This window comes from Streptomyces sp. AK08-02 (assembly GCF_033795085.1).
GTDB lineage: Bacteria > Actinomycetota > Actinomycetes > Streptomycetales > Streptomycetaceae > Streptomyces > Streptomyces echiniscabiei.
In genome coordinates this window covers 205,246-231,193 of sequence record NZ_JARAZV010000012.1, presented here as the reverse complement: position 1 = coordinate 231,193, position 25,948 = coordinate 205,246, and the positions used below count along the sequence as shown (strand labels likewise).

The window sequence follows — 25,948 nt, the reverse complement described above, 5'->3', positions numbered from 1 at the left end:
GATGATCACTCCCCGATAAGTGCGTCAACGAACGCCTCCGGCTCGAACGGAGCCAGATCGTCGGCCCCCTCACCGAGCCCGATCAGCTTCACCGGCACGCCCAGTTCGCGCTGTACGGCGATGACGATGCCGCCCTTGGCGGTGCCGTCGAGCTTGGTGAGCACGATGCCGGTGATGTCGACGACCTCGGCGAAGACGCGGGCCTGGACCAGCCCGTTCTGCCCGGTCGTGGCGTCCAGCACGAGCAGCACCTCGTCCAGCGGGGCGTGCTTCTCGACGACGCGCTTGACCTTGCCGAGCTCGTCCATGAGCCCGGTCTTGGTGTGCAGCCGCCCGGCGGTGTCGATCAGGACGACGTCGGCGCCGGCCTCGATGCCCTCCTTGACCGCGTCGAAGGCGATCGACGCGGGGTCACCGCCCTCGGGACCGCGCACGGTACGGGCCCCGACGCGGTCGCCCCAGGTCTGGAGCTGGTCGGCGGCGGCGGCCCGGAAGGTGTCGGCGGCGCCGAGAACGACGTTCTTCCCGTCGGCGACGAGCACACGCGCGAGCTTGCCGGTGGTGGTGGTCTTGCCGGTGCCGTTGACGCCGACGACCATCACGATGCCCGGGGTGTCGAGGTTCGAGTCGGTCTTCACCGTCCGGTCGAACTCGGGTACGAGGATCTGGAGCAGCTCCTCGCGCAGCAGCCCGCGCAGCTCGGCGGGCGTACGGGTACCAAGCACCTTCACCCGCTCGCGCAACCTCTCGACCAGGTCCTGGGTGGGCTGGACGCCCACGTCGGCGGTGAGGAGGGTGTCCTCGACCTCCTCCCAGGTCTCGTCGTCGAGGTGCTCGCGCGCGAGGAGCGTGAGCAGCCCCTTGCCGAGCGCGTTCTGTGACCGGGAGAGCCGGGTGCGCAGCCGGACCAGCCGACCGGCGGTGGGCTCCGGCACCTCGACGGCGGGAGCGGAGGGCGGTTCCTCGACGGCGACGGACGAGGCGTCGGCGCCCGGGAGATCCACCTCCTCTATGGTGCGGCGCGGTTCGTCGCGCGGCGTCTCGGCCTCGTCGCCGACATGCGGCTCGGCCGGAGGGGCGGTGAGGTCGGGTGTCGTGGGGGGCGCCGGGGGCAGCGGCTTCTTCCTGCGGCTGCCGACGACGAGCCCACCGAGCACACCGAGCACGACCACGGCGATGACTACAGCAAGGATGACGGTTTCCATAACCGCACCAGTATGCGCGACCGCCCCCTGACGCGTCCGGTCCCGGTAGGCCGCCCGGCCCCCGCTCCACACCCCTGGCGATCTGACACATCGTCAGCTAATCTCCCCCGGCACACCCGCCGGAAGGGACCCCCATGCCCGTCACCGTCGTACGTTTCAACCTGGTCGCCCCCGATGCCACCCCCGCCGAGCTCCGCGCCCGCTACCAGGCCGCGATCGAGATGGCCGCGTACGCCGACGCCCACGGCATCACCACCGTCCAGACCGAGGAGCACCACGGCGTCGCGAACAACTGGCTGCCCTCGCCGTTCGCCTTCGCGGGGGCCGTGTTCGGGGCGACGCGCCGGATCGCGGTGACGGTCTCGGCGGTGATCGGCCCGTTGCACGACCCCTTGAGGCTCGCCGAGGACATCGCCGTACTCGATCTGCTGAGCGGCGGACGGCTGGTCACGGTCGCCGGCATCGGTTACCGGCCCGAGGAGTACGCCCAGTTCGGCACCGACTGGAAGCGCCGCGGCAGGCTCCAGGACGAGCTGCTGGAGACGCTCCTGAAGGCCTGGACCGGGGAGGAGTTCACCTACCGGGGGCGCACGGTACGGGTCACTCCGCGCCCCTTTACCGACCCGCATCCGCTGCTCCTGGTGGGCGGCTCGTCGAAGGCGGCGGCCAGACGGGCGGCCCGTCTCGGGCTTCCCCTGTTCCCCAGCGCGCACCTGCCCGAGCTGGAGGCCTACTACAAGGAGCGGCTCGTCGAGTACGGCACCGAGGGCTGGACGATGATGCCGGCCGCCGAGACCCCGCTGCTGCACATCACCGAGGACCCGGACCGGGCATGGGCCGAGTACGGCCACCACTTCCTGCACGAGGCCCGGACGTACGCCTCCTGGCAGTCCGGCGACATACGGTCCGCCGTGAAGTCGGGAGCCACGACGGTCGAGGAGCTGCGCGACGAGGGCGTGTACCGGATACTGACGCCCGAGGAGTGCCTGGCGCAGGGGCTGGACAGCTACGTGCTGCATCCGCTGGCCGGCGGGATGCCGGTGGAGGAGGGGTGGCGGAGTCTGCGGCTGTTCGCGGAGCGGGTGGCGCCGCGGCCGGCGTCCTGACGCACCGACCGAAAGCCGCTTCCGGCTCGGGCAGAGGCCGAGCCTGAAGCGGCGGCGGATACGGGGAGAAGGGCAGCGGGGACTTGGCCCTTCTCCCCGAGTCGTGCGGGGGTGACGGGCTCAGCCCATCTCCTCCAGCGTCTTGCCCTTCGTCTCCTTGACGAACCGGAGCACGAACGGGATCGAGAGCACCGCGAAGATCGTGTAGATCACGTAGGTGGCGGAGAGGTTCCAGTCGGCCAGGGACGGGAAGCTCGCGGTGATGGCCCAGTTGGCGATCCACTGCGCGGCGGCGGCCACACCGAGGGCGGCGGCGCGGAGCCTGTTCGGGAACATCTCGCCCAGGAAGACCCAGACCACGACACCCCAGGACAGGGCGAAGAAGAGCACGAACACATGGGCGGCGACCAGGGCGACCCAGCCCTGCGTGGCGGGCAGCTTGCCGTCGACCAGGTCGTAGGAGAAGGCCCAGGCCTCCAGGGCGAGCCCGAGGGCCATGCCCACGGAACCGATGAGCGCGAGGGGCCGGCGGCCGACCCGGTCGACGAAGATCATGGCGATCACGGTGCCGACGATGTTGATGATCGACGTGGTGAACGAGTAGAGGAACGAGTCCGTCGGGTCGACGCCGACCGACTGCCAGAGCGTCGAGGAGTAGTAGAACGCGACGTTGATGCCGACGAACTGCTGGAAGACCGAGAGGCCGATACCGATCCAGACGATCGGCTTGAAGAAGAAGGTGCCGCCGAGCAGGTCCTTGAAGACCGACTGGTGCTCCCTCTTCATGGCCCGCTCGATCTCGGCGACCCGGGCGTCCAGGTCGATATGGTCGCCCTCGACCTCGCGCAGCACCTCACGGGCGCGCTCGTCGCGGCCTGCGGAGATCAGGAAGCGCGGCGACTCGGGGATCGCGAGGGACAGCAGCCCGTAGAGCACCGCCGGTACGACCATCACACCGAGCATGACCTGCCAGGCCTCGACGCCCAGCAGCTCGCCGCGCTGGTCGCCGCCCGCCGCGTTCAGGATGCCCCAGTTGACCAGCTGCGAGATGGCGATACCGACGACGATCGCGGCCTGCTGGAAGGAGCCGAGCCGTCCCCGGTACGCGGCCGGGGCGACCTCGGCGATGTAGGCGGGGCCGATGACGGAGGCCATGCCGATGGCGAAGCCGCCGACGATCCGCCAGAAGGCGAGGTCGTACAGCGCGAAGGGCAGCGCGGAGCCGACGGCGCTGATGGTGAACAGCACCGCGGAGATCTGCATACAGCGGATACGGCCGATACGGTCGGCCATGCGTCCCGCGGTGGCGGCGCCGATGGCACAGCCGATCAACGCGATGGCGATGACCTGCGCCAGGGCCGCGGAGCCGACGTCGTAGCGGCTCCGGATCGCCTCGACGGCGCCGTTGATCACGGCACTGTCGTAGCCGAAGAGGAAACCGCCCATCGCGGCCGCCGCCGCGATGAAGATGACGTGCCCGAGATGCTCGGGGTGAGCCGCTCCGGCTCCTGACCTGGGTTCCTGCTCAGTGCTGGTCACGTACAACTCCTCGGGCCACCGGCAACGCCGCCGGGGTGGGGGACCCTCTCAGGTAGGTGGTACCTGAAGGTAAAAACGACGTTTCCGAGACTAAGCCTTCAAGTTTCGAAGTCAATAGCGCTATTGATGTGAGAAAGAAGGCACGAACAAGGGCGTTTCCTTCAAGTCTTGAAGGATAAAAGAAGGGCTAGCGGAGCCGTTGTGAAATCACCTTCGACACGCCGTCGCCCTGCATGGAGACGCCGTACAGCGCGTCGGCGACCTCCATGGTGCGCTTCTGATGCGTGATCACGATCAGCTGCGAGGCCTCCTGAAGCTCCTGCATGATCCGGATCAGCCGCTGAAGGTTGGTGTCGTCGAGCGCCGCCTCGACCTCGTCCATCACATAGAACGGGCTGGGACGCGCCTTGAAGATCGACACGAGCAGCGCGACGGCGGTCAGCGAGCGCTCACCGCCGGACAGCAGGGACAGCCGCTTGACCTTCTTGCCCGGCGGCCGGGCCTCCACGTCCACGCCGGTGGTGAGCATGTTGTCGGGGTCGGTCAGGATCAGCCGCCCCTCACCTCCGGGGAACAGCCGGCTGAAGACGCCCTCGAACTGCACCGCCGTGTCCCGGTACGCCTCGGTGAAGACCTGTTCGACACGCTCGTCGACCTCCTTCACGACCTGAAGCAGATCAATGCGTGTCTTCTTCAGATCCTCAAGCTGCTCACTGAGGAACTTGTGACGTTCCTCCAGCGCCGCGAACTCCTCCAGCGCCAGCGGGTTGACCTTGCCCAGCTGCTGGTAGGCCCGCTCGGTCGCCTTGAGCCGCTTCTCCTGCTCGGCGCGGTGGAACTGCTTCGGCTGGTTGCGCGGATGCTCCGGATCCTCGGGCAGTTCCTCGCCCTCGGCGGGGGGCGAGGGCGGCACCAGCTGGTGCGGGCCGTACTCGGCCACCAACCCCTCCGGTTCCACACCGAGCTCCTCCAGCGCCTTGGTCTCCAGCTGCTCGATCCGCAGCCGCTTCTCGGCGCCGAGTACCTCACCGCGGTGCATCGAATCCGTCAACTTGTCGAGTTCGGCCTTGAAGTCCCGCCCGGCGGCGCGAGCGGCGGTCAGTTCCTGCTCACGCCGGGCCTTGGCCGCGTCGGCCGCGGTGCGTTCCTGATCGGCCCGGCCGAGCGAGACCTCCACGTGCGCGAGCAGTTGCCGGGCTCCCGAACCGACGGCCTCGGCGACGGCCGCCTCGTGCCGGAGCCGCGCCCTCCGCTGCTCGGCACGCGCGCGTGCCTCCCGTTCGCCACGTGCGGCGCGGTCGAGCGAGTCGGCCCGTCCGGCCAGCCCCTTCACCCGCTCCTCGTGCGTACGGACCTGGAGCCGCGCCTCCATCTCGGTCTGCCGCGCGTTGGCGCCGTCGGCGGCGAGCCTGTCCCGGACCCCCGTGTCGGGCTCCTCCTCGACGGGCATCTCCTCGGCGACAGCGAGCCGCTCCGCCAACTCCTCGGCATCCTCTACGGCCTTGTCGAGAGCTTCCTGCGCGCGCGCCGCGGCCGCGGTGGACCTCTCGGCCTCTCCGGCGGCGCCCCTGGCCTGTCCGGCGAGCCGCCCGAGTTGCTGGGCGACGGCCGACTTCTCCCGGTCCGCGGCCCGCCGCCGCTCCCCCAACTCCTCGACGAACGCGGCACACTCCTTGCGCCGCTCCCCTGCGAGCCGCTGCGCCCCGGCCAACTCCTCACACCGAACGGCCAGTTCATCGAGCTCGGCGGCGGCCTCGTCGACGGAGGCCTGCACTTCCAGCAGGCTCGGCGCCCCGGCGGACCCGCCGTGTGCGAAGTGGGCACCCAGCAAGTCTCCTTCGGCGGTCACGGCGGTCAACTCCGGCCGCGAGTACACCAGTTCCTCAGCGTCTTCGAGCGTCTCGACCACGACGATCCCGCGCAGCAACCTCCGTACGGCGGGCATGAGTTCGGCGGGGCCCCGGACCAGCTCGGCGGCAAGGGGCGACCCGCCGGGCACGCGGCGCACGACCGGCGCACGGTCGCCCGGGGAGGAGCCGCGGGCATCGACAGCCACGCCATCGCGGGCGGCGCCGGGCAAGGACCCCAGGCCGGCGACAGCCGCGCCGTCCCGGGCAGCACCGGAGGCGGTACCCACGGCCGCGCCGGAGTCGTCACCTCGGTCAGCCCCTCCGTCCGGCCCCCCGGGCTCCGAACCCGGCTCGCCCTGAGCATCGGTACCACTCACGTCCACGGCACCCGGGCGAGCGGGCTCCGACGGCCACCGCCCCGCACCGGGACCGCCCGCCCCTTCCCCGCCCTGGGGCCAACCCTGCTCGCCGGCACCAGCACCAGGAGTCCCGGGTCCCTGACCGGCCGTCCGCCCCACGCGGGCCGAACCGTCGCTCGACGCACCGCCCGACCGCCCCGCGGCATCCTCAGTGCTCAACGAACCGCGCACTCCCGTGTCCGACGCCCCCGCCACGTGCCGAGCCGCCTCCGACGAGCCGCCCGCAGGCCCCGAGCCGGTACCCACCCCGTCGCCGGACCGCGCACCGACGTCTTCGCGGTCCACCGAGTCACGCGCCCCCTCGGCCCCCTCCCCCACCGAACCACCGGGCCGCCGGAGCCCGGCCCCAGGCACTCCCTCCGCCTCCACCGGCTCCGGTGCCCCCGCCAGCAGCAGCGAAGCGCGCCCCCCGTCCTGCTTGCGCAGCAGGCGGATCGCGGCTGCCGCGGAGGCCGGTGTCGTCACCGCGACGGCGTTCGCCGCCGCGCCGAGGGCCGCGGCCACGGCGACCTCGTGGCCCGCGGTGACCGTCAGCAGTTCCGCCGCCGGGCCGAGCAGACCGGTGAGCCGGTCCCGGGCGGCCAGCAGCGCGCCCGTGCCGTCCTTGCGGCGCAGGCCCATGGCCAGGGCCTCGTGACGGGCCTGGGTGGCGGCGCGCCTGCGTTCCGCCGCCGTGACCGCCTCGCGGGCCGCGGTGAGGTCCGCTTCCGCGTCGGCGAGGGCGGCCTTGGCCGTGTCGTGCCGCTCCGCCAGTTCCGCGTCACCCGCGTCGAGGCCGTCGACCTCGGCCTGCAACGTCTCGTACTCCTCCTGCGCGGCGAATGCTCGTTCCTGCGCCTCGTCGCGGGCGGCGGCAAGGCGGCCGATCTCGGCCTGGGCGCCGGCCGCGCGCGATCGTGCGGCGTTGACCTGGCCGTTCAGCCGGGCCAGTCCCTCGCGGCGGTCGGCGATCGCACGAGCCACGTCCTTCAGGCGCCGTTCCTCGGCCGCGAGTTCACGCTCCAGCTCGGCCCGGTGCAGGGCCGTGTCCTCCAGCGCGTGTTCGGCCGCCTCCAGAGCCGCCTCCAGCTCGGCCTCCTGCTCACGGATACGCGCGGCCTCACGTTCCATGTCCTCGGGCTCACGTCCGCGCCGCTCCTCGTCGGGGGCGGAGGTGGCGCTCTTCACCCGCGCGTCGGCCAGCGAGACGGTGCCGCGCACCCGTTCGGCGAGCTGGGAGAGGTCGTACCAGGTCTGCTGCGCGCGCTGGAGGCGCGGCGTGAGCTGCCGTACCTCGTCCTCCAGGAGCGCCTCGCGCTGAAGGGCCTTTCTCAGCTCGGCCTCCGTCGCGTCCTTGCGTTCCTTGAGCGCGGCCTCGTCCGCGACCTCCGTCCGGAGCGCTCCCCGCAGCCGTACGAGATCGTCGGCTAGGAGTCGGAGCCGGGCGTCGCGCAGATCCGCCTGGATGACCGCGGCCCGGCGCGCGACGGCCGCCTGCCGTCCCAGCGGCTTCAGCTGGCGCCGCAGTTCGTCGGTGAGGTCCTGGACGCGGGCGAGGTTCGCCTGCATCGCGTCCAGCTTGCGCAGCGCCTTCTCCTTGCGCTTGCGGTGCTTCAGTACGCCGGCCGCCTCCTCGATGAACGCGCGGCGGCCCATCGGATCGGCGTGCAGTACGGAGTCCAGTTGACCTTGGCCGACGATGACGTGCATCTCGCGGCCGATGCCGGAGTCGGACAGCAGGTCCTGGATGTCGAGCAGCCGGCAGGTGTCGCCGTTGATCTGGTACTCGCTGCCGCCGTTGCGGAACATGATCCGCGTGATGGTGACCTCGGCGTACTCGATGGGCAGCGCGCCGTCGGAGTTGTCGATGGTGAGGGAGACCTCGGCGCGGCCGAGCGGCGGGCGCCCGGTGGTGCCGGCGAAGATGACGTCCTCCATCTTGCCGCCGCGCAGCGACTTGGCGCCCTGCTCGCCCATGACCCAGCTGAGCGCGTCCACGACGTTGGACTTGCCCGAGCCGTTCGGGCCCACGACACACGTGATGCCCGGCTCGAAGCGCAGCGTGGTCGCCGAGGCGAACGACTTGAACCCGCGGAGGGTCAGGGCCTTGAGGTGCACGCCGCTGGACTCTACCTTCCGCCCTTATGTCACACGATGACCGCCTGGATACCCCCCGGCGGTTTCACCGATGAACGTGCAGGGCACATCAGACGTTAAAGAGAGTGGAGAACCTGTGGAAGGACCACTCTTGACCATCGGGAAAGCTCACGGGGAAGCGCGGGGGAATAAAGAAGGGACGCCGAAGCGTCCCTTGCAATACTCTGGCCAAACTCCGACAGCTCAGCGGTTGACACGGGCAGTTCAACCACGGGGTTGCCGTGTGCGGTGCGCGGTACTGACGCAATACGTGACGATGCAGCGATCAGGTGAGCGCGGGCTCCGCCTGGCGTGCGTCGATGCTCTCGAGAAGCGAGTCGTGAGAAGCGGCAGCCGTCAGCTCGTCGTTTTCCGCCTGGATGCGTCCGAGTTCGGATTCCAGATCCTGTACGCGCTGCTGGAGCCGTCGCATCTCGGCGAGGAGTCGCGGGTCAGAGCCGCCGACGTAACCGAGAAGCGCCTTTGCCATGATGGATGGTCCTCCACACTGAGTGACCGACCGAAGCGGTGTGGGTCGTGAGGGAATCGCACCCGCGATGCTTGGCACTCTGGAGTTCTTGCTCGGGTTTTTGCTGCCGTTCTTACATGCCAAACAGCTAAGGTGCGCGGGGCTTTCAGCGTCTCACCAAAAAGTTTGACGGTCAACACGATCACGCCCTGTATTGGCGTGCGGCCCGGGGCGCGCGGCCTCCTGCGGGCGGCGCCGCGCCTTTGACGCGGCCCGAGGGCGTGGCGGCGAGCGGTTTTCGCGGAGCCTGCCACGACCTGCGCTTCTTGGCAACCACCAGCCAGTTTCCGCTGCGGACAGGTGCGCGCCGCATGCCCACCAGTCGCGGCCTGGGCCGCTTTACAGAACCGTCTCAGCGGATGGCGAAGCCGTCGTAGATCCGGCGAGGTGTGTCCCAGATCTCGGTGACGCCGTCCACGCGGCCGGGCGTGTCGTCTCCGCGCAGCCAGTCGAGCAGTCCTTCACAGCTCTGCCGAGTGCCCTCCGCGACCACCTGCACGCGTCCGTCGTCCAGATTGAGAGCAAAACCACTCAGGCCGCCGATCTCCAGGGCCCTCGCCCGCGTGAACCAGCGGAAACCCACGCCTTGCACGCGTCCGCGCACCCAGGCGACCAGTCGTACATCCTCGTTCATGGATGCACGCTAACGGGCCAATGTCTCTCTGAGCACTTCCTCCCCTTGCGCCATGGGGTACCGTCCCCACCCAACGAATCTCATATGAAACTCACTCGTTCGAGTGAGTAATCCTGACCGCAAGGACGAGGAAGGCCACAACATGGGACGGCACCGACGCTCCGCCGCCGGCCGCGCCGCCACAGGTCGCGCCACGGGGGTCACGGAACCATACGATTCGGACACGGACGGCTACGGATCCGGCCACGGACCCTACGACGCCCAGGTCCCTCACACGCCTCACACCGCCTACAGCACGCTGTGGGAGGACGCGCCCACCACCGTGGGGATCGCTCCGTACCTCCACCCGGAGGCGCACTCCGACGCCTACGCGAGGAGTGACGCCTACCTCTTCGCTCCGGACGACACCGGGGCCCACTCGACGATGACCGGCGGCTCCTTCGACGGCCCCGGCGCGGGCGGCAACCGCCGGCGCCGCAAGAAGCGGTCGTCCATGTCGGTCCGTACGGGCCTGCTGGGCGTCTCCGCCGCGGTCGCCCTGGGCACGGTCGCGGTCGCCACGGGCGTGCTGCCCGGCGGTGACAAGTACACGATCGGCGGTGGCAGCGGCGGCGACAAGGTACAGGCGGCGGACACCCCGACGAACGCCGAGACCCAGCAGGGCGGCGCGTCCGGCAACGCCGACGAAGACCGCGACAGCGGTACGTCGACGAGCCGTGACGCGGACCGCGACACGTCCTCCCCCTCCCCGTCCACGTCGCCCTCCCGGTCGACCGCGCCGACGACCCCGACGCCCAAGGCCCCGCCGAAGTCGGCGGTCACTCCCAGCGAGGCACCGAAGACGACTCCGGCGCCCACTCCGACGAAGTCGGAGGAGAAGGCGCGGCAGCAGTCCTCCGCCCCCGTCACGGTGTCCGCGCAGGCAGCCGCCGAGGCGGAGGTGCTCCAGCTCGTCAACGAGGAGCGGGCCAAGGTGGGCTGCAGCGCGGTGGCCGCGAACAGCGCGCTGCGGGACCTCGCGGAGGCGTTCAGCGAGGACATGGCAGCCCGGGACTTCTTCGACCACACCGACCCCGACGGTCTCTCGCCCTGGGACCGGGCGGACAAGGCCGGTATCACCAGCCTCGGCGGCGAGAACATCGCCCGGGGACAGGCCGACGCCGCCGCGGTGATGGAGGCCTGGATGAACAGCCCCGGCCACAAGGCGAACATCCTGAACTGCGACTTCAAGACGCTGGGTGTGGGTGTGCACTTCGGCTCGGGCGGCCCATGGTGGACCCAGGACTTCGGGTACTGACCCGGATTGCGCTAACTTCCAGTTAGCGCAATCTTCAGGTCAGCGCTGCGCTCGCGTACCCTGGGGTCATGATGAACACCACGGAGGAGCAGCCCCTCCCCTACGACGTGTTCGCCAGGGCCTGCCCTTCGCGCGGCACGCTGGAGCACGTCACGGGCCGCTGGGGCGCGCTCACCCTCGGCGCCCTGCAGGAGGGTTCCCTCCGCTTCAACGAGCTGCGCCGCCGCGTCGACGGCGTGAGCGAGAAGATGCTCTCCCAGACTCTCCAGGCCCTGGAGCGCGACGGCCTGGTCCACCGCGAGGCCCAGCCGACGAACCCGCCCCGGGTGGACTACGAACTGACGGATCTGGGCCGCGAGATCGCCGAACGCCTCTTGTCGCTTATCCACTTCGTGGAGGGCCGCATGGACTCCGTGATGGAAGCACGCCAGCGGTACGACGAGACGCGTCCCCCCCGCCAGTAGCGTCCTCGCCCGTCTAGGGCGAAGGGCGGGGAGTCCGTTGGCACTTGGGGCAGAAGTAGCTGGACCTGTTCATCCAGGGGCGGCGACGCATCGGCGTCGCACAGCGTTTGCAGGGCAGCCCCTCGCGTCCGTACGCGTCGAGCGAGCGGTCGAAGTACCCCGATTCACCGTTGACATTGACGTACAGGCTGTCGAAACTCGTGCCGCCCACGGCCAGGGCAGCGTTCATCACATCGCGTACGTGGCCCAGGAGTTCGGCCGTGCGCGGGCGGGTGAAGCCGGCGGTCGGACGTTCGTAGTGGACGCGGGAGCGCCAAAGGGCCTCGTCCGCGTAGATGTTGCCCACGCCGCTGATCAACGACTGGTCGAGCAGGGCCCGTTTGATGGTCGTACGCTTCCGGCGCAGCGCCTGATGGAAGGCCTCGTCGTCGAACAGCGGGTCGAGGGGGTCACGGGCGATGTGGGCGATGACGTCGGGCAGGCCGTCGGGGGTGTTGTCGTGCAACGACAGTCCACCGAAGGTGCGTTGGTCGACGAAGCGCAGCTCGGTCGCCAGGTCGTCGGCGAACCGGACGCGAATCCGCAGATGCTTCTCGTCGGCGGCGTCGTGCGGCTGCACCAGCAGTTGCCCACTCATCCCGAGATGCGCGAGCACCGACTGCCCGGTGTCCTCCAACGGCAGCCACAGATACTTCCCGCGCCGACTGGGTGTACCGATGCGGTGTCCTTTGAGCCGGTGCGTGAAGTCATCGGCCCCGGCGATGTGCCGCCGCACGGCCCGGGGATGCAACACCTCGGCGTCGGCGACGGTGCGTTGAGCAACCCACCGAGCCAGTCCCCGCCGTACGACTTCGACTTCAGGCAACTCGGGCATGGAACCCCCTGCTTTTAGGCTTTTAGGGGCGCGGGGAACTGCGCGACAAGCCACAACGAGCCCGCAGCCGGAGAACAAACCAAAGAACACCAGCGCCCGTCCCGCCAGGGACAAGCACTGGTGCACACAACCTCAGGCAGATGTCGAGGAAGACACGTCCGCGTCCTCATCAACAGGCACCGCAGCCTCAGCAACGGCAGCCTCGGCGGCCGCTTTGGCCCGTTCGTCCGCATCCGCGCGGATGGAACGCCAGGCCGATTCCGCGGCCTGCTGCTCCGCCTCCTTCTTGCTGCGGCCGGTGCCGGTGCCGTACGAGACGCCTCCGACGCGGGCGGCAGCAGTGAAGGTCTTCTCGTGGTCCGGGCCGGTCTCCGTGACCAGGTACTCGGGTACACCGAGCCCTTCGGTCGCGGTGAGCTCCTGGAGACTGGTCTTCCAGTCCAGGCCGGCACCGAGGTTCGAGGACTTCTCGATCAGCGGGTCGAAGAGACGGTGGACGAGTTCGCCCGCCGCGTCGAGACCCTGGTCGAGATAGACAGCGCCGATCACCGCTTCGAGGGTGTCGGCGAGGATGGACGCCTTGTCCCGCCCGCCCGTGCCCTCTTCACCCCGGCCGAGCCGGATGAAGGAGCCGAGTTCGAGCCCACGGCCCACCTCCGCGAGCGCACGAGAATTGACCACCGCGGCCCGCAGCTTGGCCAACTGGCCTTCTGGGAGGTCGGGGTGGGTCCGGTACAGCGTGTCCGTGACCACCAGGCCGAGCACGGAGTCCCCGAGGAACTCCAGCCGCTCGTTGGTGGGCAGACCGCCGTTCTCGTACGCGTACGAACGGTGGGTCAGCGCACGCACCAGAAGGGCGGACTCCAGCTGGTAGCCGAGCCGCCCTTCCAGAAGCGTGTGGGACGAGGCCGTGTCCGCCTTCTTCTTGGCGGACGAGTCCGCCTGGGCGTCAGACATGAAGCCTCTCACCGGCCGCTCAGACCTCGAGGACCTGGCGCTTGTTGTAAGTGCCGCAAGACGGGCACGCGATGTGCTGCAGCTTGGGCTCCTGGCAACGCTCGCACGCAACCAGGGTGGGGACCGCAGCCTTCCACTGCGACCGGCGGTGGCGCGTGTTGCTGCGCGACATCTTCCGCTTCGGAACAGCCACGGCTACTTCTCCTGCTTCTCGTCGACGCCCGCTTGCGCTTCGGCGCCGCTGATCTCGTCCTTCTCGCCGGGTTCGAGTGAACCTGCGAGTCCCTGCAGTGCCGCCCAACGGATGTCGACGGCGTTGTGATGGTGGTCCGGGTCGTCAGCCAGCCGCGCTCCGCACTCGGAGCACAGGCCGGGGCAGTCGTCCTGGCACACCGGCTGCATCGGCAGTGCGAGCACCACCGCATCACGCAGCACGGATTCGAGGTCGAACAAACCGTCCTCGATGAAGAGCGTGTCCTCGTCGTCCTCGGCGTCGTCGGCCGGCTCCGCCTTTACGCGGCCCCGGTCGTCGGCGTCAGGGTACGAGAACATCTCCTGGAAGTCCGCTGTGAGCTCCTGCTCAAGCGGCTCCAGACACCTTACGCACTCCCCCTTGGCCCGTGCACGGGCGGTGCCTGTGACAAGCACACCTTCCATGACGGACTCCAGACGGAGTTCGAGCTCCACCAGCGCGCCTTCCGGCACTCCGATGACTCCCTGGATCCCGAGATCCGCGGGAGCGTCGATCTCACGGGTCAGGCGCTGCAGCGCGCCAGGACGCCGCCCCAGCTCGTGTGTGTCGAACACAAGAGGGTTGCGGTGGTCGAGGCGGGCGTTCAGAGCCATTCCTGCTTTCGATCTTCGATGCTCAGCTGCTCGTCTTCCGGGCAGCGGTGATCGCAGAGGTACATGCGACCGAAGAGCCAGGATACTGGACCTTCCGCCCACGGCCCAATCCGGTCCCCGTGCGGGCACTTACTGCCCGCCTCGCCCCTGTTCGTAGGCGCGCAGCTGCTCGGCGCTGATCATGCCGGTGTCGAAGAGGCTGGTCTCGTCGAGGGCGTACGACTGCTGCTGTTCCTGCTGGGCGTAGCCCTGCTGGTCCTGGGCGGGGTCGTAGGCGGCCTGTGAGCCGTCGTACGCCTGGTAGGCATACGGGTCGGCCGACTGGTAGCCGTACTGGTCCTGCTGCTGGGCGTAGGCCTGCTGGTAGCCGCCGTAGGGGTCGGCGGGCTGCTGATAGCCGTACTGGTCCTGCTGGCCGTACTGCTGCTGCGCGGGGATGTCCGCCGCGCGGGCCTGCTCGGCGGGGGCGTCCGGGACGGCGGCGAGGCCGGCCAGGAAGTCCGCGTCGCTGGTGTGCTGCCTGGAGGTGCCGTCGTCGTCCTGGCCGAGGGCCCCGAGGTCGTCGCTGGCGATACGGCCGTGCAGGGTCTGCCGGCCGCGGCCGACGGCCTCCAGGGTCTTGGCGAGGACGGCCTCGAAGGCGCCGAGCTTCACGTCGACGTATTTGTCTGCGTTGACACGCAGGGTCTCGGGGTCGTGGCTGCGCTCGGGGGCGTCCTCGTCCTCGTATCCCTGGTCGTCGAGGCCGGGGCCGGTGCCGAGGAGCTTCTCGCGGCCGCGGCCGACCGAGCCGAGGGTCTTGGTGAGGACGACCTCGAAGTTGGCGAGCTTGGAGTCGACGTAGTCGTCGGCCTCGGCGCGGACGTCCTCGGCCTCCTTGCGGGCCTCGGTGAGGATGCGGTCCGCCTCGCTCTGGGAGCGGCGGGCGACCTCCGTGTCGGAGATCAGCGAGCCGCGCTCCTCGTGCGCGGTCCGGATGATCCGGTCGGCCTCCTGGCGGGCCTGGTCGACCAGCTGTTCCCGGTCGCCGATCAGCTCCTGTGCCTGCGCGAGGGAGCCGGGCAGGGCCGCGCGCACCTCTTCCAGCATCGCGAGCAGTTCGGCGCGGTTGACCACGCACGAGGCCGACATGGGCATCGACCGGGCACTGGAGACCGAGGAGACGATCTCGTCGAGCTTCTTCTGCACGTCCACCGTGTGCTCGCCACTCTCTACAGCTGTGATGAAGACGGACGGGTCGACTGTACGACTCCTGCCGACCCGCCCGACACCGAGTGACGGTATGTCAGTCCCTCGCCCGGCTCTCGCCAGGCCCTCGTCAGTCCTTCTTGAGGCGGCCGTCGAGGGCTTCCAGGACGAGTGGCGGCACGAGGTGGGAGACGTCCCCGCCCCAGGCGGCGACCTCCTTGACGAGCGAGGAGGACAGGAAGCTGTAGGTGGGATTGGTCGGCACGAAGAGCGTCTCGACGCCCGACAGTCCGTTGTTCATCTGGGCCATCTGGAGTTCGTAGTCGAAGTCGCTGACCGCGCGCAGGCCCTTGACGATGGCCGGGATATCGCGCTGCTTGCAGAAGTCGACGAGGAGGCCGTGGAAGGACTCGACCCGGACGTTTCCGAACTCGGCGGTGACCTGGCGGATCAGGTCGATCCGTTCGTCGACCTCGAAGAGGCCCTTCTTGGACTTGTTGATCATGACCGCGACATAGACCTCGTCATACAGACGGGAGGCGCGGGAAATGATGTCGAGGTGTCCGTTGGTGATCGGGTCGAACGACCCGGGACATACGGCGCGGCGCACTAGTGATCCCTCGCTCTCCGGTCCGGTCATCGTGCGTCATCGCACGTAGAGGCGGCGCGACCGTACCAAAACGTTCCCTCGCCGTAACGACGGGACCGGAGCGCTTCGAAGCCGTCCGGCCAGGGGAACTGACCGCCTCTGGTGCTGCGCTCCACGGTGACGAGGGCTTCGGCCGCGAGCCAGCCCCCGGCCCGGAGTGTGAGCAGAATCTCCCGAAGATCGTCGTTCTCGACGGCGTACGGCGGGTCGAGGAAGACGATGTCGTACGGCTGTGTGGCCGCCGTCTGAACAACCTGTTCCGTCTTGCCCGCCCGGACCTCGGCGCCGGGCAGCCCGAGCGACTTCACGTTCTCGCGGACGATGCGGGCGGCGCGGGCGTCGGCCTCCACGAGGAGGGTGTGCCCGGCGCCGCGGCTGAGCGCCTCCAGGCCCACGGCGCCCGAGCCGGCGTACAGGTCGAGGACGCGCTCACCGTCCAGGGGGCCGCCGAGGAGGGCTTGCCAGGTGGAGAAGAGGCCCTCGCGGGCGCGGTCGGAGGTCGGGCGCGTGCCTGTTCCCGGCGGGACGGCTAGGCGGCGTCCGCCGGCTGTGCCGGCGATCACGCGGGTCATCTGGGGTCCTTGTCCGTGAGGTGATTGCGGATCCAGTTTCGCAGGCGGGGCCGGGGGCGCGCTGTGTCGTTGGCGACTGCGGGTTCGTTGTGGTTGCTCGCGCAGTTCCCCGTGCCCCTGCAGGGGCACTCACCTCACCCCTTGTCCAAGTACTGCTCCCTTTCCTCGTCCAGCAACGCGTCCAGGGCCGTACGGAGGCCTGGGAAACTCTGCAGATCCGGATCCGCGGCCACGACCGCCGCCGCTTCCTCCCTCGCCTCCGCGATGATCTCCTCGTCGTCGATGACGGTGAGCATCCGCAGGGAGGTGCGGGCGCCGGACTGGGCCTGGCCCAGGACATCGCCCTCTCGGCGCTGTTCGAGGTCGATGCGGGAGAGTTCGAAGCCGTCGAGGGTGGCGGCGACGGAGTTCAGACGCTGGCGGGCGGGGCTCGCCTCGGGCATCTCGCTGACCAGGAGACAGAGACCGGCGGCCGAGCCACGGCCGACGCGGCCCCTGAGCTGGTGGAGCTGGGAGACGCCGAAGCGGTCGGCGTCCATGATCACCATCGCGGTCGCGTTGGGCACGTTGACGCCGACCTCGATGACCGTGGTGGCCACCAGGACGTCCGTCTCCCCTGCGGCGAAGCGGCGCATCACGGCGTCCTTGTCGTCGGGGTGCATACGGCCGTGCAGGATCTCGACCCTCAGTCCCTGGAGCGGGCCCCGGGTGAGCTGCTCGGCCACTTCCACGACGGCGAGCGGCGGGCGTTTCTCGGCCTCGTCCTCGGCGGACTTCTTCTTCCCGGCCTTCTTGGGGTCGTCCTCCTCGTCCCCGATGCGGGGGCAGACGACATACGCCTGATGACCCTTGCCCACCTCCTCGCGCACGCGCTCCCACGCGCGGGCCAGGAAGTGGGGCTTGTCAGCGGCGGGGACGACATGGCTGGCGATCGGGGAGCGGCCGGCCGGGAGCTGGTCCAGGACTGACGTCTCCAGGTCGCCGAAGACGGTCATGGCGACCGTGCGCGGGATGGGTGTCGCCGTCATGACGAGGAGGTGCGGGGGCTGTTTGCCCTTCCCCCGCAGGGCGTCGCGCTGCTCGACGCCGAAGCGGTGCTGTTCGTCGACCACGACCAGGCCGAGGTCGTGGAACTGGACCTTGTCCTCGATCAGCGCGTGCGTGCCGATCACGAGCCCCGCCTCGCCGGTGACGAGGTCCAGCAGCGCCTGACGGCGGGCCGCGGTGCCCATGGAGCCGGTCAGGAGGACCACCTTGGTGGCCTTGTCGGCACCGCCGAGCATCCCGCCTTCCGCCAACTCCCCCATCATCTCGGTGATCGACCTGTGGTGCTGCTGGGCGAGTACCTCGGTGGGCGCGAGCATCGCGGCCTGACCGCCCGCGTCGACGACGGCGAGCATGGCGCGCAGGGCCACCAGTGTCTTCCCGCTTCCGACCTCCCCCTGGAGCAGCCGGTGCATCGGGTGTTCCGCCGCCAGGTCGTCGAAGATCTCCTTGGAGACCTTCCGCTGGCCGTCCGTGAGGGTGAAGGGGAGTTTCGCGTCGAAGGCGGTGAGGAGGCCGTCCGGGGACGGTTCGCGGGGCACCGCCGGGAGTTGGGCGTCCGCGTGGCGACGGCGGGCCAGGGCGACCTGGAGGACGAACGCCTCGTCCCACTTGAGGCGGGTGCGCGCCTCCTCGATGTCGGCCTTGGTGTGGGGGCGGTGGATCTTCACAAGGGCCTCGGGAAGAGTGGCAAGGCCCCTGCCCTCCCGAAGGGAGGGGGGCAGCGGGTCGACAGCCTCCTGGGCGCGGTCCAGCACCGTCTGCACCGACTTGGCGATCTTCCAGGATTCCAGCTTCGCGGTGGCCGGGTACATCGGGATCAGGGCGCCCGCCCAGGAGTCGACGGCCTCCGCCGCCTCGTCGGTGTCGCCGCGCAGCAACTCGTACGCCGGATGGGCCAGCTGGAGGCGGCGGTTGAAGACCGAGACCTTGCCGGCGAACAGGGCGCGGGTGCCGGGGAGGAGTTCCTTGTGGGGTTTGTGGACTCCGTGGCCGAAGAAGACCAGTTGGATGCGGCCGCTGCCGTCCGTGATGGTGACTTCCAGGCGCTGGCCCTTGCCCCGGGGGGCCTTGGAGGAGGCGAAGGTGTGCAGACGGGCGTCGGCCACCTGGGCGACCACGGTCACGTGCTCGTCCATGGGGAGTTCGGCCAGGTGGGTGAGCTGGCCCCGCTCCTCGTACCTGCGCGGATAGTGGTGCAGGAGGTCGCCGACGGTGTGCAGGCCGAGGTGCTCGGCCATCACCTTCGCGGTGGCGGGGCCGAGCACTGACTTCAGCTGTTGTTTCAGGGGTTCTTCCAGTGCGGGCACGAGATCCATTGCACACCACGCCACTGACATTGCCGTATACGTACTCAGAATCCGCTGGTCAGACGGCTCGTTCGGGGCCTAGGATGGCGCGCCCGGCCATCCCCCGCGGTCACCGCCTCACCGGGACCGCCCGACCCCGCGCCGTCGCCAGAACCTGGTCCCCCCTCCGGCGCTGCGACGATGGACTCCCAGACCTCACAGTCATCCCAGGCATCCCAGTCCCCGCATACGTTCCAGGTCGACCTGCGCGGCCTCGTGGACCTGCTCTCCCATCACCTCTACTCCAGCCCCAGGGTCTATCTGCGCGAGCTGCTGCAGAACGCCGTGGACGCGATCACCGCCCGGCGCGCCGAGCAGCCCGACGCCCCTGCGCGGGTACGGCTGTACGCGGAGGGCGGCACCCTGCGGGTCGAGGACTCCGGGGTCGGTCTCACCGAGGCGGACGTGCACAACCTGCTGGCGACCATCGGCCGCAGTTCCAAGCGGGCGGACCCGGGCGGCATCCAGGAAGCCCGTTCGGAGTTCCTCGGCCAGTTCGGCATCGGGCTGCTGGCCTGTTTCGTCGTCGCCGAGCGGATCAGGGTCGTCAGTCGGAGTGCCCGTACGCCGGACGCGCCGCCCGTGGAGTGGACGGCGGCGGACGACGGTTCGTACACCGTGCGGACGCTGCCCGACGAGGCCCGGCCGGAACCGGGCACCACCGTGCACCTGGTGGCGCGGCCCGGCGCCGGCGAGTGGCTCACCGAGGCGCGTGTGCTGGCGCTGGCGCGGGACTTCGGGTCGCTGCTGCCGTACGACGTGCGCGTGGGCGACGAGGCGGTCACCGATCTGCCGGCGCCCTGGAACCGTCCGTACCCGTCGCCCGCCACCCGCCGGGTGGCCCTTCAGCGGCACTGCCACGACCTGTTCGGGTTCACGCCGTTGGACTCGATCGACCTGGACGTGCCGCTCGCCGGGATCCGCGGGGTGGCGTACGTCCTGCCGTCCTCCGTGAGTCCGGCGCAGCGCGCGAGTCACCGGGTGCATCTGAAGGGCATGCTGCTCACCGAGCGGGCCGAACAGCTGCTGCCCGACTGGGCGTTCTTCGTGCGGTGCGTGCTCGACACCGACAGTCTGCGGCCGACGGCCTCACGCGAGTCGCTGTACGAGGACGAGACGCTGGCCGCCGTACGGGAGGCGCTGGGCGAAAGGATTCGCTCCTGGCTGACGGGGCTCGCCGCCGGGGACCCCGAGCGGCTGGCCGCGTTCCTGTCGGTGCACCATCTGGGCGTCAAGTCGCTGGCCAGGCACGACAAGGAGATGCTTCGCACGATGCTGCCGTGGCTCCCCTTCGAGACCACCGACGGGCAGCTGTCGCTGGAGGAGTTCGCGCAGCGGCACCCGGTGATCCACTTCACGCGGACCGTCGAGGAGTACCGGCAGGTCGCGCCGATCGCGTCCGCGCAGGGCGTCGGTGTCGTCAACGGCGGCTACACGTACGACAGTGAGCTGATCGAGGCGCTGCCGTCGGTGCGCCCGGGGTCCGTGGTCGCCGAGCTGGACGCCGACACCGTGACCGCGCACCTGGACTCGGTCGACCCGACCGAGGAGCTGGCCCTGGCGGCGTTCCTGGGGGCGGCGCGCGCCAAACTCGACCCCTTGGGGTGCGATGTCGTCCTGCGCGCCTTCCACCCGCTGTCGGTGCCCGCGCTGCATCTGGACGACCGGGCGGCCCGGCACGAGCAGGCCCGCGCGGAGGCCGAGGAGCAGGCCGACGACCTGTGGGCCGGCATCCTCGGCTCGCTGCGGGGCAGCGCCCCGCGCGCGCGGCTGGTGCTCAACCATCTCAACCCGCTGATCCGGCGGATCAGTTCGCTGGAGGACCGGGAACTGATCGGCACCGCCACGGAGTCCCTGTACGGACAGGCTCTGCTCATGGCGCAGCGCCCGCTGCGGCCCGCGGACTCCGCGCTGCTGAACCGTGCGTTCATCGGCCTCCTGGAGTGGGCCACCCACAGCGATCCCACGGAGCCCACGGAGGACGGCCGGCGATGAGCGAGATCAAGGACTTCGACGCCCTCCGCGAGGCCATGGCGCTGAACTCGGAGCAGCCGGAGGGACCGGCCCGCAACGCGCGCGCGGAGCAGTTGCTGGTCGAGGCCGAGAGGCTGAACATCCCGCTCGCCGTGATCGAGGCGCTCGGGCACCAGCTGAAGGCCTACAACTACAGCTCCGAGAAAGACAGGATGTTCGTCCCCTTCGCGCGTCTGCTGCGCATGTGGGACGAGCGGCCCGAGGACTTCGACGAGTACGAGGTCCACACGCTGCACTGGGTCTTCAAGTGGATGACCACCGGCATGCTGGACCAGCCGCACATCCCGCTGGCCTCCATCGAGAAGTGGCTCGGCGAGATGGAGCACCGCTACCGCCTCGCCGGCCACTCCGAACGGGCCGTGCGGAGCGCCGAGTTCAGTGTCGCCGCGCATGTCGGTGACCTGCCGCGGGCCGAGCGGGCGTACGCCGCCTGGCTGGCCGCCGACCGCGACAGCATGGCCGACTGCCACGCCTGCGAGCTGCACAGCCAGGGCTGGTGGCGGACCGAGCGGGGCGCGGACGCCGAGGCGCTCGACCTGTGGCGGCCGGTCCTGGAGGGCGAGTTCACCTGCGCCCACGAACCGCACACCGTCCTGGCGTCCTCCCTGGGCCCGCTGCTGCGTCTGGGCCGGCTGGACGAGGCCCGCGCGCATCACCTGCGGGGTTTCCGGCTGGTCCGGCCGATGGAGAGCATGCGGGCCGCGTACGCGGACCATGTCGAGTTCTGCGCGCTGACCGGCAACGAGGCGCGCGCGCTGGAGCTGCTCGCGGAGCGCCCCGCGTACTTCACGGACTCCGGGCAGCCGCGCAGCCAGATGGACTTCCTGGCCGCTGTGGCCCTCCTCATGGACCGGCTCACCGACCTCGGCATGGGCACCCAGTCGGTGCCCGGACCGGCCGGGCGGGCCTGGACCGCCGATGAACTCGCCGTCCACGCGCGCGCGGAGGCCCTTTCCCTGTCGGCGCGTTTCGACCTGCGCAACGGCACGTCGTCCGTGGGTGACGGTGTTCGCGCGCGTATGGACCAGGCTCCCCTGGTGGTCCGCCTGCCACTGGGTGTGCGCGCGGCGAGGGGCGTCCCCGCGCCCCGCAGGGCTCCCGCCGAGTCCCTGGTGGCTCCGGACGCGGTGGAGAAGCAGGCCGTCGCCCCGGACGATCTGCCCGCGTTGCTCTCCGACGCGCGCCGGATGTCCCACGCGCTGCTGCCGCACGCGATGGAGGCATGGGCGGCCGTCTGGCGGGCCGCCGAGGGCGTGGACCTACCGGCGGCCGACAGGGCGGAGATCGTCGACCACAGGGCCATGGAGGGCGGTCCCGAGGGCATCGCGCTCTTCGAGCGGGCCGCCGAGCTGTACGCCGAGGCGGGCGATCCCGGCGAGGCTCTGGCCGCCCGCGCACGCGCCGCGTACGCCCGCGCCCTCGACGGCGACCTCGACGCGGCCCTGGAAGCCGTCTCCGAGCCGTACGAGGCGGTCCTCGCGCTCTACTCCGACGAGAGCACCGGCGTGCGGCAGGCCGCGGCCGTCCTGATGGGACGCGCCCGCATTCTCATGCGGCGCGTGGAGGAGGACGGCACGGACCAGTTCCTGGCCGCCGCCGAGAACGCCGTACGGGAGCTGCTGGCACTCGTCGACGGACACGCCGGGGACGATGTGCGGCTCGCCTCGCGCGGCGCGGAGGCACAGGCCATGCTCGGGGAACTGGCGACGCGCACCGGGGACCTCGCGGGTGCGGCGGAACTGTTCACGTGGGCCACGGACGCGTTCGTCGCGGCCGGGCTGCCGTGGTTCGCGGTGGAGTACGAGGCCCGGCTGGCCGGGCTCGCCCACCACCTCGGCGACATCGCCGGGGCCGAGCGGGCGCTGCGCGGGGCCCTGGAGCACGGCGGCGCCTATCTGGAGGCGGCCGGCCAGGCCCAGCTGAACCTGCAGCTCGCCGAGATCCTCGGGGCGCGCGACGAGGTCGGCGAGGCCGCGGACCGCGCCCTGGAGGCCGCGCACTGGGCCGACGAGGCGGGCGAGGGCCCGACCCTGGGCGCCTGGGCGCGGCATCTGCTCGGCGGTTTCCTGCTGCGGCAGGGCCGGTGGGCGGAGGCGGCCGAGGTGCTGGAGTCCGCGCTGCCGGACCTCAGCAGCGAGACGCACGGTGACGGCGCGGTCGTACAGACTTTGTGGTGGCTCGGCGACTGTCTGGGCGAACTGGGCGAGCACCGGGAGTCCGCCGAACGCCGGCTGAAGGCCGCGGAGATCGCCCGGCACTGGCCCGAGCAGCAGGATCACGCGACGCTCGCCCATCTCGCCGCCGAATCCCTCGGCCAGGCCGGGCTGCCGGCCGAGGCGGACCAGGCCTACGAACGCGCCGGCGAACTGTGGCGCTCGCTCGGCAACGTGCACGGCCTGGTGCGTGCCCTGCGCGCCCGCGCGTGGCTCGCGCTGCGCATGGAGGCGGGTCTCGGCGGGGCCCGGCAGCGGATGGCGGACGCGGTGCGGGAGTGCGCGCAGGCCCTGTCCGAGGCGGAGGAGCTGGAGTCCCGCGAGCGGCTCGGCGCCGAACTCGCCCACACCCACCGCCAGTTCGGCGACCTGCTGGGGCGCTCCGCCGCCGAGGACGCCGAGGACGGCGCGATCGAGGCCGCGTTCGAGGAGGCACTGGCCCAGATGACGAGGGCGATCGCCGTGTTCTCGTCCCTCGGCGAGGACGGTCTGCACGGCCGCACCGGCGCCGAACTGGCCGCCGGCTGGCTGGAGGCGGACCTGAGCCGCCCGTCGGAAGCGGCGGCCCGCGCGCGGGGGGTACTGATCGCGTACGAGAGCTTCGAGGCCCACGACGACTCCGACGAGGAGCAGGCCGAGACGGTACGGGCCCGGCGTGCGGAGGCGGAACAGATGCTGCAGCTCATGGAGGAGCAGGAGACCGACTAGGTCCAGGCTTGTTCAGCCCGTCCGGCGTTCGAGGACAAGGCCCCTTCAGGGCCGATGGGGGGTCTGGGGGCGCAGCCCCCAGTGGGGGTCCCCCCTCTGGGGGAGGGATGGGACGGGTAGGGGCGGCGGGGGCGAAACCCCTCCCGCGCCCCCTCACTCCACCCCGATGAGCAGCAACGCCCCCTGCCGCCCGCCCCGGTAGACCACGGTGTCGACCGCGAGGTACCCCTCACGGACACGCCCTTCGAGATGCGCCGCGATCGTCTCCGGCGCCTCGTCACCGAGCACGAGGGTGACCATCTCGCCGCCCGCCTGGAGCATCCGGTCGATGACCGCCTCGGCGGTGGCCGTGACGTCCGAGCCGATCACGGCGACGTCGCCGTCGATGAGGCCGAGGACGTCGCCGGCCTGGCAGATGCCGGCCATCGTCCAGGACTGGCGTTCCGCGACGGCGAGTTCGGCGTAGCGGGTCGCCCCGGCCGCGGACGTCATCGCGACGACGTCCTCGTCGAACCGGCGTTCCGGTTCGTGCACGGCGAGCGCGGCGATGCCCTGGACCGCCGAGCGGGTCGGGATCAGGGCCACCCGGATGCCCTCCGTGCGGGCCTGTTCGGCCGCCGCGGCGGCGGTGTGGCGCAGGTCGGCGTCGTTGGGCAGCAGTACGACCTCGCGCGCGTGCGCCCGCCGTACCGCCTCGACGAGCTCCCCGCTGGCGGGCGGCTCCCCGGGCCGTGCGAGCACGGTGGTGGCCCCGGCCTCGATGTACAGCCCGGCCAGCCCCTCCCCGGGCACGACGGCGACGACAGCCCGCTGCACCCGCTCCCGGGGCGGGCGTCCGACGCCACCGGTGTGGACGTCACCGACCGCGAAGTGCGTGATCCGGATCCGGTGGGGCCGCCCCGCCTCGACACCTGCCTCCACGGCGGCGCCGGCGTCGTCGACATGGACGTGGACGTTCCACAGCCCGTCGCCCCCGACCACCACGAGCGAGTCCCCGAGCCGGTCGAGCCGCTCCCGGAGCCGCACGACGGCCGCGTCTTCGGCCTCCAGGAGGTAGATGACCTCGAACGCGGGCCCCGAGGAGTCGTCCGCGTGCTCGTCGGGTCCGCCGGGAGCCGGCGCCTCGACCACCTCGGAAACGGCCTCGGACCGCGTCGGCACGCGCACGCGTACCGCCCCCGCCGCTCCTGCCGTCCCCGTGGAGCCACCTCCCGGCGCCTCCCCCGTGAACGTCTCCACCAGGGCCCCGATGACCGAGACCAGCCCCCGTCCGCCCGCGTCGACGACGCCCGCACGCCCCAGGACGGCCAGTTGGTCCGGGGTCGCGGCCAGCGCGGCCGCGGCACCCTGGTACGCGGCTCTGGCCACCGTCCCGCAGTCGCCCCCCGCCTCCGTCGCGGCGTCGGCGGCGGCCTCGGCGACGGTGAGGACCGTGCCCTCGACCGGATGGGCCACGGCCTGCCGGGCGGCGTCGGCCGCGTGCCGCAGGGCCAGGCACAGGCCGGCGCCGTCGAGTCGGGCGTCCGGACCGTCCGCCTCGGCCGCCAGCACCTGGGACATGCCGCGCAGCAGCTGCGCCAGGATCGTGCCGGAGTTGCCACGCGCCCCTATGAGCGCGCCGTGGGCCATCGCCCGGGCCGCGTCGGCCGCCGTCGGAGCCCCGGCGGTACCGGCCGGTCCGGCCCCCGTCTCGTGGCCGGCGAAGGCCGCCTCGACCGCCGCGTACGCCGATTCCAGCGTCAGATAGAGGTTGGTGCCGGTGTCGCCGTCGGCCACCGGGTAGACATTGATCGCGTCGATCTCCTCGCGCGCCCGCCCGAGCGCGGCCAGCGCGAGTCCGCACCAGGTGCGGACCGCGAGAGCATCGAAGAATGTCTGCGGCACCTGCGGCACCTGCGCCTCCTTGAGCTGCTGGACGTGGCACGCAGCGTAGACCCCGGGTGAATGCCGGGTGGCCCGGGGCCGGGAGTGGAGCCCTGATCAGCCATGGTAGTTTCGTTGTACTGGCGCAGCCGTTGTATGCTGCTCCGGTTGCCCGATCGAGACAGCCATCCCAGATGGTCGTCGCACATCGGGCCTTCCTCCTGGCAACGCCACTCAGATCCTCCGATCCTGATCCCGGCATGCCGGGATCAACCCGTAAGAGCATCTGAAGTCTTTGGAGTGACCCGTGGCTGCCAACTGCGACGTCTGCGGCAAGGGGCCGGGCTTCGGCAACAGCATCTCCCACTCGCACCGCCGTACACCCCGTCGCTGGAACCCGAACATCCAGCGCGTACGTACCGTGGTCGGTGGGACGCCGAAGCGCGTGAACGCTTGCACCTCGTGCATCAAGGCCGGCAAGGTCTCGCGCTGA

20 protein-coding genes are annotated in these 25,948 nt (G+C 70.8%); 6 read left to right on the top strand and 14 right to left on the bottom strand.

From position 1 onward, the window contains the following. Nucleotides 1-5: 5 nt before the first annotated feature. On the bottom strand, nucleotides 6-1,205 hold the full coding sequence (gene ftsY / locus PV734_RS25750) for a signal recognition particle-docking protein FtsY (RefSeq protein ID WP_319095096.1): 1,200 nt from the start codon (nucleotides 1,203-1,205) through the stop codon (nucleotides 6-8). Between the two features lie 134 nt (nucleotides 1,206-1,339). Between ftsY and PV734_RS25745 the strand changes: the two genes are divergently transcribed. After that, on the top strand, nucleotides 1,340-2,311 hold the full coding sequence (locus tag PV734_RS25745; protein ID WP_319095095.1) for an LLM class flavin-dependent oxidoreductase: 972 nt from the start codon (nucleotides 1,340-1,342) through the stop codon (nucleotides 2,309-2,311). A gap of 120 nt (nucleotides 2,312-2,431) precedes the next feature. Here PV734_RS25745 and PV734_RS25740 read toward each other — a convergent pair whose 3' ends face one another. The 4 genes from PV734_RS25740 to PV734_RS25725 form a co-directional block, all read right to left on the bottom strand. Continuing rightward, entirely contained in the window at nucleotides 2,432-3,850 is a 1,419-nt protein-coding gene (locus PV734_RS25740) for a sugar porter family MFS transporter (RefSeq protein ID WP_319292101.1), read from the bottom strand. A 187-nt stretch (nucleotides 3,851-4,037) separates the two neighbouring features. Further along, nucleotides 4,038-8,216: an AAA family ATPase gene (locus tag PV734_RS25735; protein ID WP_319292098.1), complete on the bottom strand. Its 4,179-nt coding sequence runs from the start codon at nucleotides 8,214-8,216 to the stop codon at nucleotides 4,038-4,040. Nucleotides 8,217-8,520: 304 nt separating this feature from the next. After that, the gene (locus PV734_RS25730) at nucleotides 8,521-8,724 is read right to left on the bottom strand and encodes a hypothetical protein (RefSeq protein WP_006375438.1); all 204 of its coding nucleotides are present in this window, start codon (nucleotides 8,722-8,724) and stop codon (nucleotides 8,521-8,523) included. A gap of 391 nt (nucleotides 8,725-9,115) precedes the next feature. After that, nucleotides 9,116-9,397 carry an acylphosphatase gene (locus PV734_RS25725; RefSeq protein WP_319095092.1) on the bottom strand — a complete coding sequence of 94 codons (282 nt, stop codon included), beginning with the start codon at nucleotides 9,395-9,397 and terminating at the stop codon, nucleotides 9,116-9,118. 142 nt (nucleotides 9,398-9,539) lie between these two features. Between PV734_RS25725 and PV734_RS25720 the strand changes: the two genes are divergently transcribed. Both PV734_RS25720 and PV734_RS25715 read left to right on the top strand, forming a co-directional pair. Then, nucleotides 9,540-10,694 carry a CAP domain-containing protein gene (locus tag PV734_RS25720; protein WP_319292205.1) on the top strand — a complete coding sequence of 385 codons (1,155 nt, stop codon included), beginning with the start codon at nucleotides 9,540-9,542 and terminating at the stop codon, nucleotides 10,692-10,694. A 68-nt stretch (nucleotides 10,695-10,762) separates the two neighbouring features. Then, nucleotides 10,763-11,158 (top strand): winged helix-turn-helix transcriptional regulator, encoded by a 396-nt coding sequence (locus PV734_RS25715; protein ID WP_415924264.1) that lies wholly within the window; start codon nucleotides 10,763-10,765, stop codon nucleotides 11,156-11,158. 13 nt (nucleotides 11,159-11,171) lie between these two features. Here the strand turns inward: PV734_RS25715 and mutM are convergent, their stop codons facing one another. The 8 genes from mutM to recG all read right to left on the bottom strand — a co-directional run bounded on the left by mutM (nucleotide 11,172) and on the right by recG (nucleotide 18,607). After that, nucleotides 11,172-12,032, bottom strand: a complete 861-nt coding sequence (gene mutM, locus PV734_RS25710) for a bifunctional DNA-formamidopyrimidine glycosylase/DNA-(apurinic or apyrimidinic site) lyase (RefSeq protein ID WP_319095091.1) — start codon at nucleotides 12,030-12,032, stop codon at nucleotides 11,172-11,174. Nucleotides 12,033-12,164: 132 nt separating this feature from the next. Next, nucleotides 12,165-12,989 (bottom strand): ribonuclease III, encoded by an 825-nt coding sequence (gene rnc, locus PV734_RS25705; protein WP_319095090.1) that lies wholly within the window; start codon nucleotides 12,987-12,989, stop codon nucleotides 12,165-12,167. A 19-nt stretch (nucleotides 12,990-13,008) separates the two neighbouring features. Further along, nucleotides 13,009-13,182: a 50S ribosomal protein L32 gene (gene rpmF / locus PV734_RS25700; RefSeq protein ID WP_030753522.1), complete on the bottom strand. Its 174-nt coding sequence runs from the start codon at nucleotides 13,180-13,182 to the stop codon at nucleotides 13,009-13,011. Between the two features lie 2 nt (nucleotides 13,183-13,184). After that, a complete protein-coding gene (locus tag PV734_RS25695; protein ID WP_319095089.1) occupies nucleotides 13,185-13,835 on the bottom strand; it encodes a DUF177 domain-containing protein in 651 nt (216 codons plus the stop codon). Nucleotides 13,836-13,964: 129 nt separating this feature from the next. Then, entirely contained in the window at nucleotides 13,965-15,029 is a 1,065-nt protein-coding gene (locus PV734_RS25690) for a cell division initiation protein (protein ID WP_319095088.1), read from the bottom strand. A 124-nt stretch (nucleotides 15,030-15,153) separates the two neighbouring features. Next, nucleotides 15,154-15,633, bottom strand: a complete 480-nt coding sequence (gene coaD / locus PV734_RS25685) for a pantetheine-phosphate adenylyltransferase (RefSeq protein WP_006375441.1) — start codon at nucleotides 15,631-15,633, stop codon at nucleotides 15,154-15,156. 26 nt (nucleotides 15,634-15,659) lie between these two features. Further along, nucleotides 15,660-16,244 (bottom strand): 16S rRNA (guanine(966)-N(2))-methyltransferase RsmD, encoded by a 585-nt coding sequence (gene rsmD / locus PV734_RS25680; protein WP_319095087.1) that lies wholly within the window; start codon nucleotides 16,242-16,244, stop codon nucleotides 15,660-15,662. 134 nt (nucleotides 16,245-16,378) lie between these two features. After that, nucleotides 16,379-18,607: an ATP-dependent DNA helicase RecG gene (gene recG, locus PV734_RS25675; protein WP_319095086.1), complete on the bottom strand. Its 2,229-nt coding sequence runs from the start codon at nucleotides 18,605-18,607 to the stop codon at nucleotides 16,379-16,381. Between the two features lie 171 nt (nucleotides 18,608-18,778). Between recG and PV734_RS25670 the strand changes: the two genes are divergently transcribed. Next, a complete protein-coding gene (locus PV734_RS25670; RefSeq protein ID WP_319095085.1) occupies nucleotides 18,779-20,632 on the top strand; it encodes an HSP90 family protein in 1,854 nt (617 codons plus the stop codon). Then, nucleotides 20,629-23,592, top strand: a complete 2,964-nt coding sequence (locus PV734_RS25665; protein WP_319292094.1) for a tetratricopeptide repeat protein — start codon at nucleotides 20,629-20,631, stop codon at nucleotides 23,590-23,592. Before PV734_RS25670 ends, PV734_RS25665 begins: the two co-directional genes overlap by 4 nt. A 153-nt stretch (nucleotides 23,593-23,745) precedes the next feature. Here the strand turns inward: PV734_RS25665 and PV734_RS25660 are convergent, their stop codons facing one another. Continuing rightward, a complete protein-coding gene (locus PV734_RS25660) occupies nucleotides 23,746-25,485 on the bottom strand; it encodes a DAK2 domain-containing protein (RefSeq protein WP_319292091.1) in 1,740 nt (579 codons plus the stop codon). A 277-nt stretch (nucleotides 25,486-25,762) separates the two neighbouring features. On the opposite strand from PV734_RS25660, the gene rpmB reads away from it, so the two are divergent. Next, complete coding sequence (rpmB, locus tag PV734_RS25655; protein WP_073491182.1) at nucleotides 25,763-25,948, top strand: 50S ribosomal protein L28; 186 nt, start codon at nucleotides 25,763-25,765, stop codon at nucleotides 25,946-25,948.

Excerpts from the sequence above, each read along its gene's own strand:
- PV734_RS25695 (WP_319095089.1), bottom strand. The coding sequence starts at position 13,835 with ATGGCTCTGAACGCCCGCCTCGACCACCGCAACCCTCTTGTGTTCGAC.
- recG (WP_319095086.1), bottom strand. The coding sequence starts at position 18,607 with ATGGATCTCGTGCCCGCACTGGAAGAACCCCTGAAACAACAGCTGAAG.
- ftsY (WP_319095096.1), bottom strand. The coding sequence starts at position 1,205 with ATGGAAACCGTCATCCTTGCTGTAGTCATCGCCGTGGTCGTGCTCGGT.
- PV734_RS25720 (WP_319292205.1), top strand. The coding sequence starts at position 9,540 with ATGGGACGGCACCGACGCTCCGCCGCCGGCCGCGCCGCCACAGGTCGC.
- PV734_RS25715 (WP_415924264.1), top strand. The coding sequence starts at position 10,763 with ATGATGAACACCACGGAGGAGCAGCCCCTCCCCTACGACGTGTTCGCC.
- mutM (WP_319095091.1), bottom strand. The coding sequence starts at position 12,032 with ATGCCCGAGTTGCCTGAAGTCGAAGTCGTACGGCGGGGACTGGCTCGG.
- PV734_RS25670 (WP_319095085.1), top strand. The coding sequence starts at position 18,779 with ATGGACTCCCAGACCTCACAGTCATCCCAGGCATCCCAGTCCCCGCAT.
- rnc (WP_319095090.1), bottom strand. The coding sequence starts at position 12,989 with ATGTCTGACGCCCAGGCGGACTCGTCCGCCAAGAAGAAGGCGGACACG.
- rsmD (WP_319095087.1), bottom strand. The coding sequence starts at position 16,244 with ATGACCCGCGTGATCGCCGGCACAGCCGGCGGACGCCGCCTAGCCGTC.
- PV734_RS25745 (WP_319095095.1), top strand. The coding sequence starts at position 1,340 with ATGCCCGTCACCGTCGTACGTTTCAACCTGGTCGCCCCCGATGCCACC.
- PV734_RS25730 (WP_006375438.1), bottom strand. The coding sequence starts at position 8,724 with ATGGCAAAGGCGCTTCTCGGTTACGTCGGCGGCTCTGACCCGCGACTC.
- PV734_RS25725 (WP_319095092.1), bottom strand. The coding sequence starts at position 9,397 with ATGAACGAGGATGTACGACTGGTCGCCTGGGTGCGCGGACGCGTGCAA.
- PV734_RS25665 (WP_319292094.1), top strand. The coding sequence starts at position 20,629 with ATGAGCGAGATCAAGGACTTCGACGCCCTCCGCGAGGCCATGGCGCTG.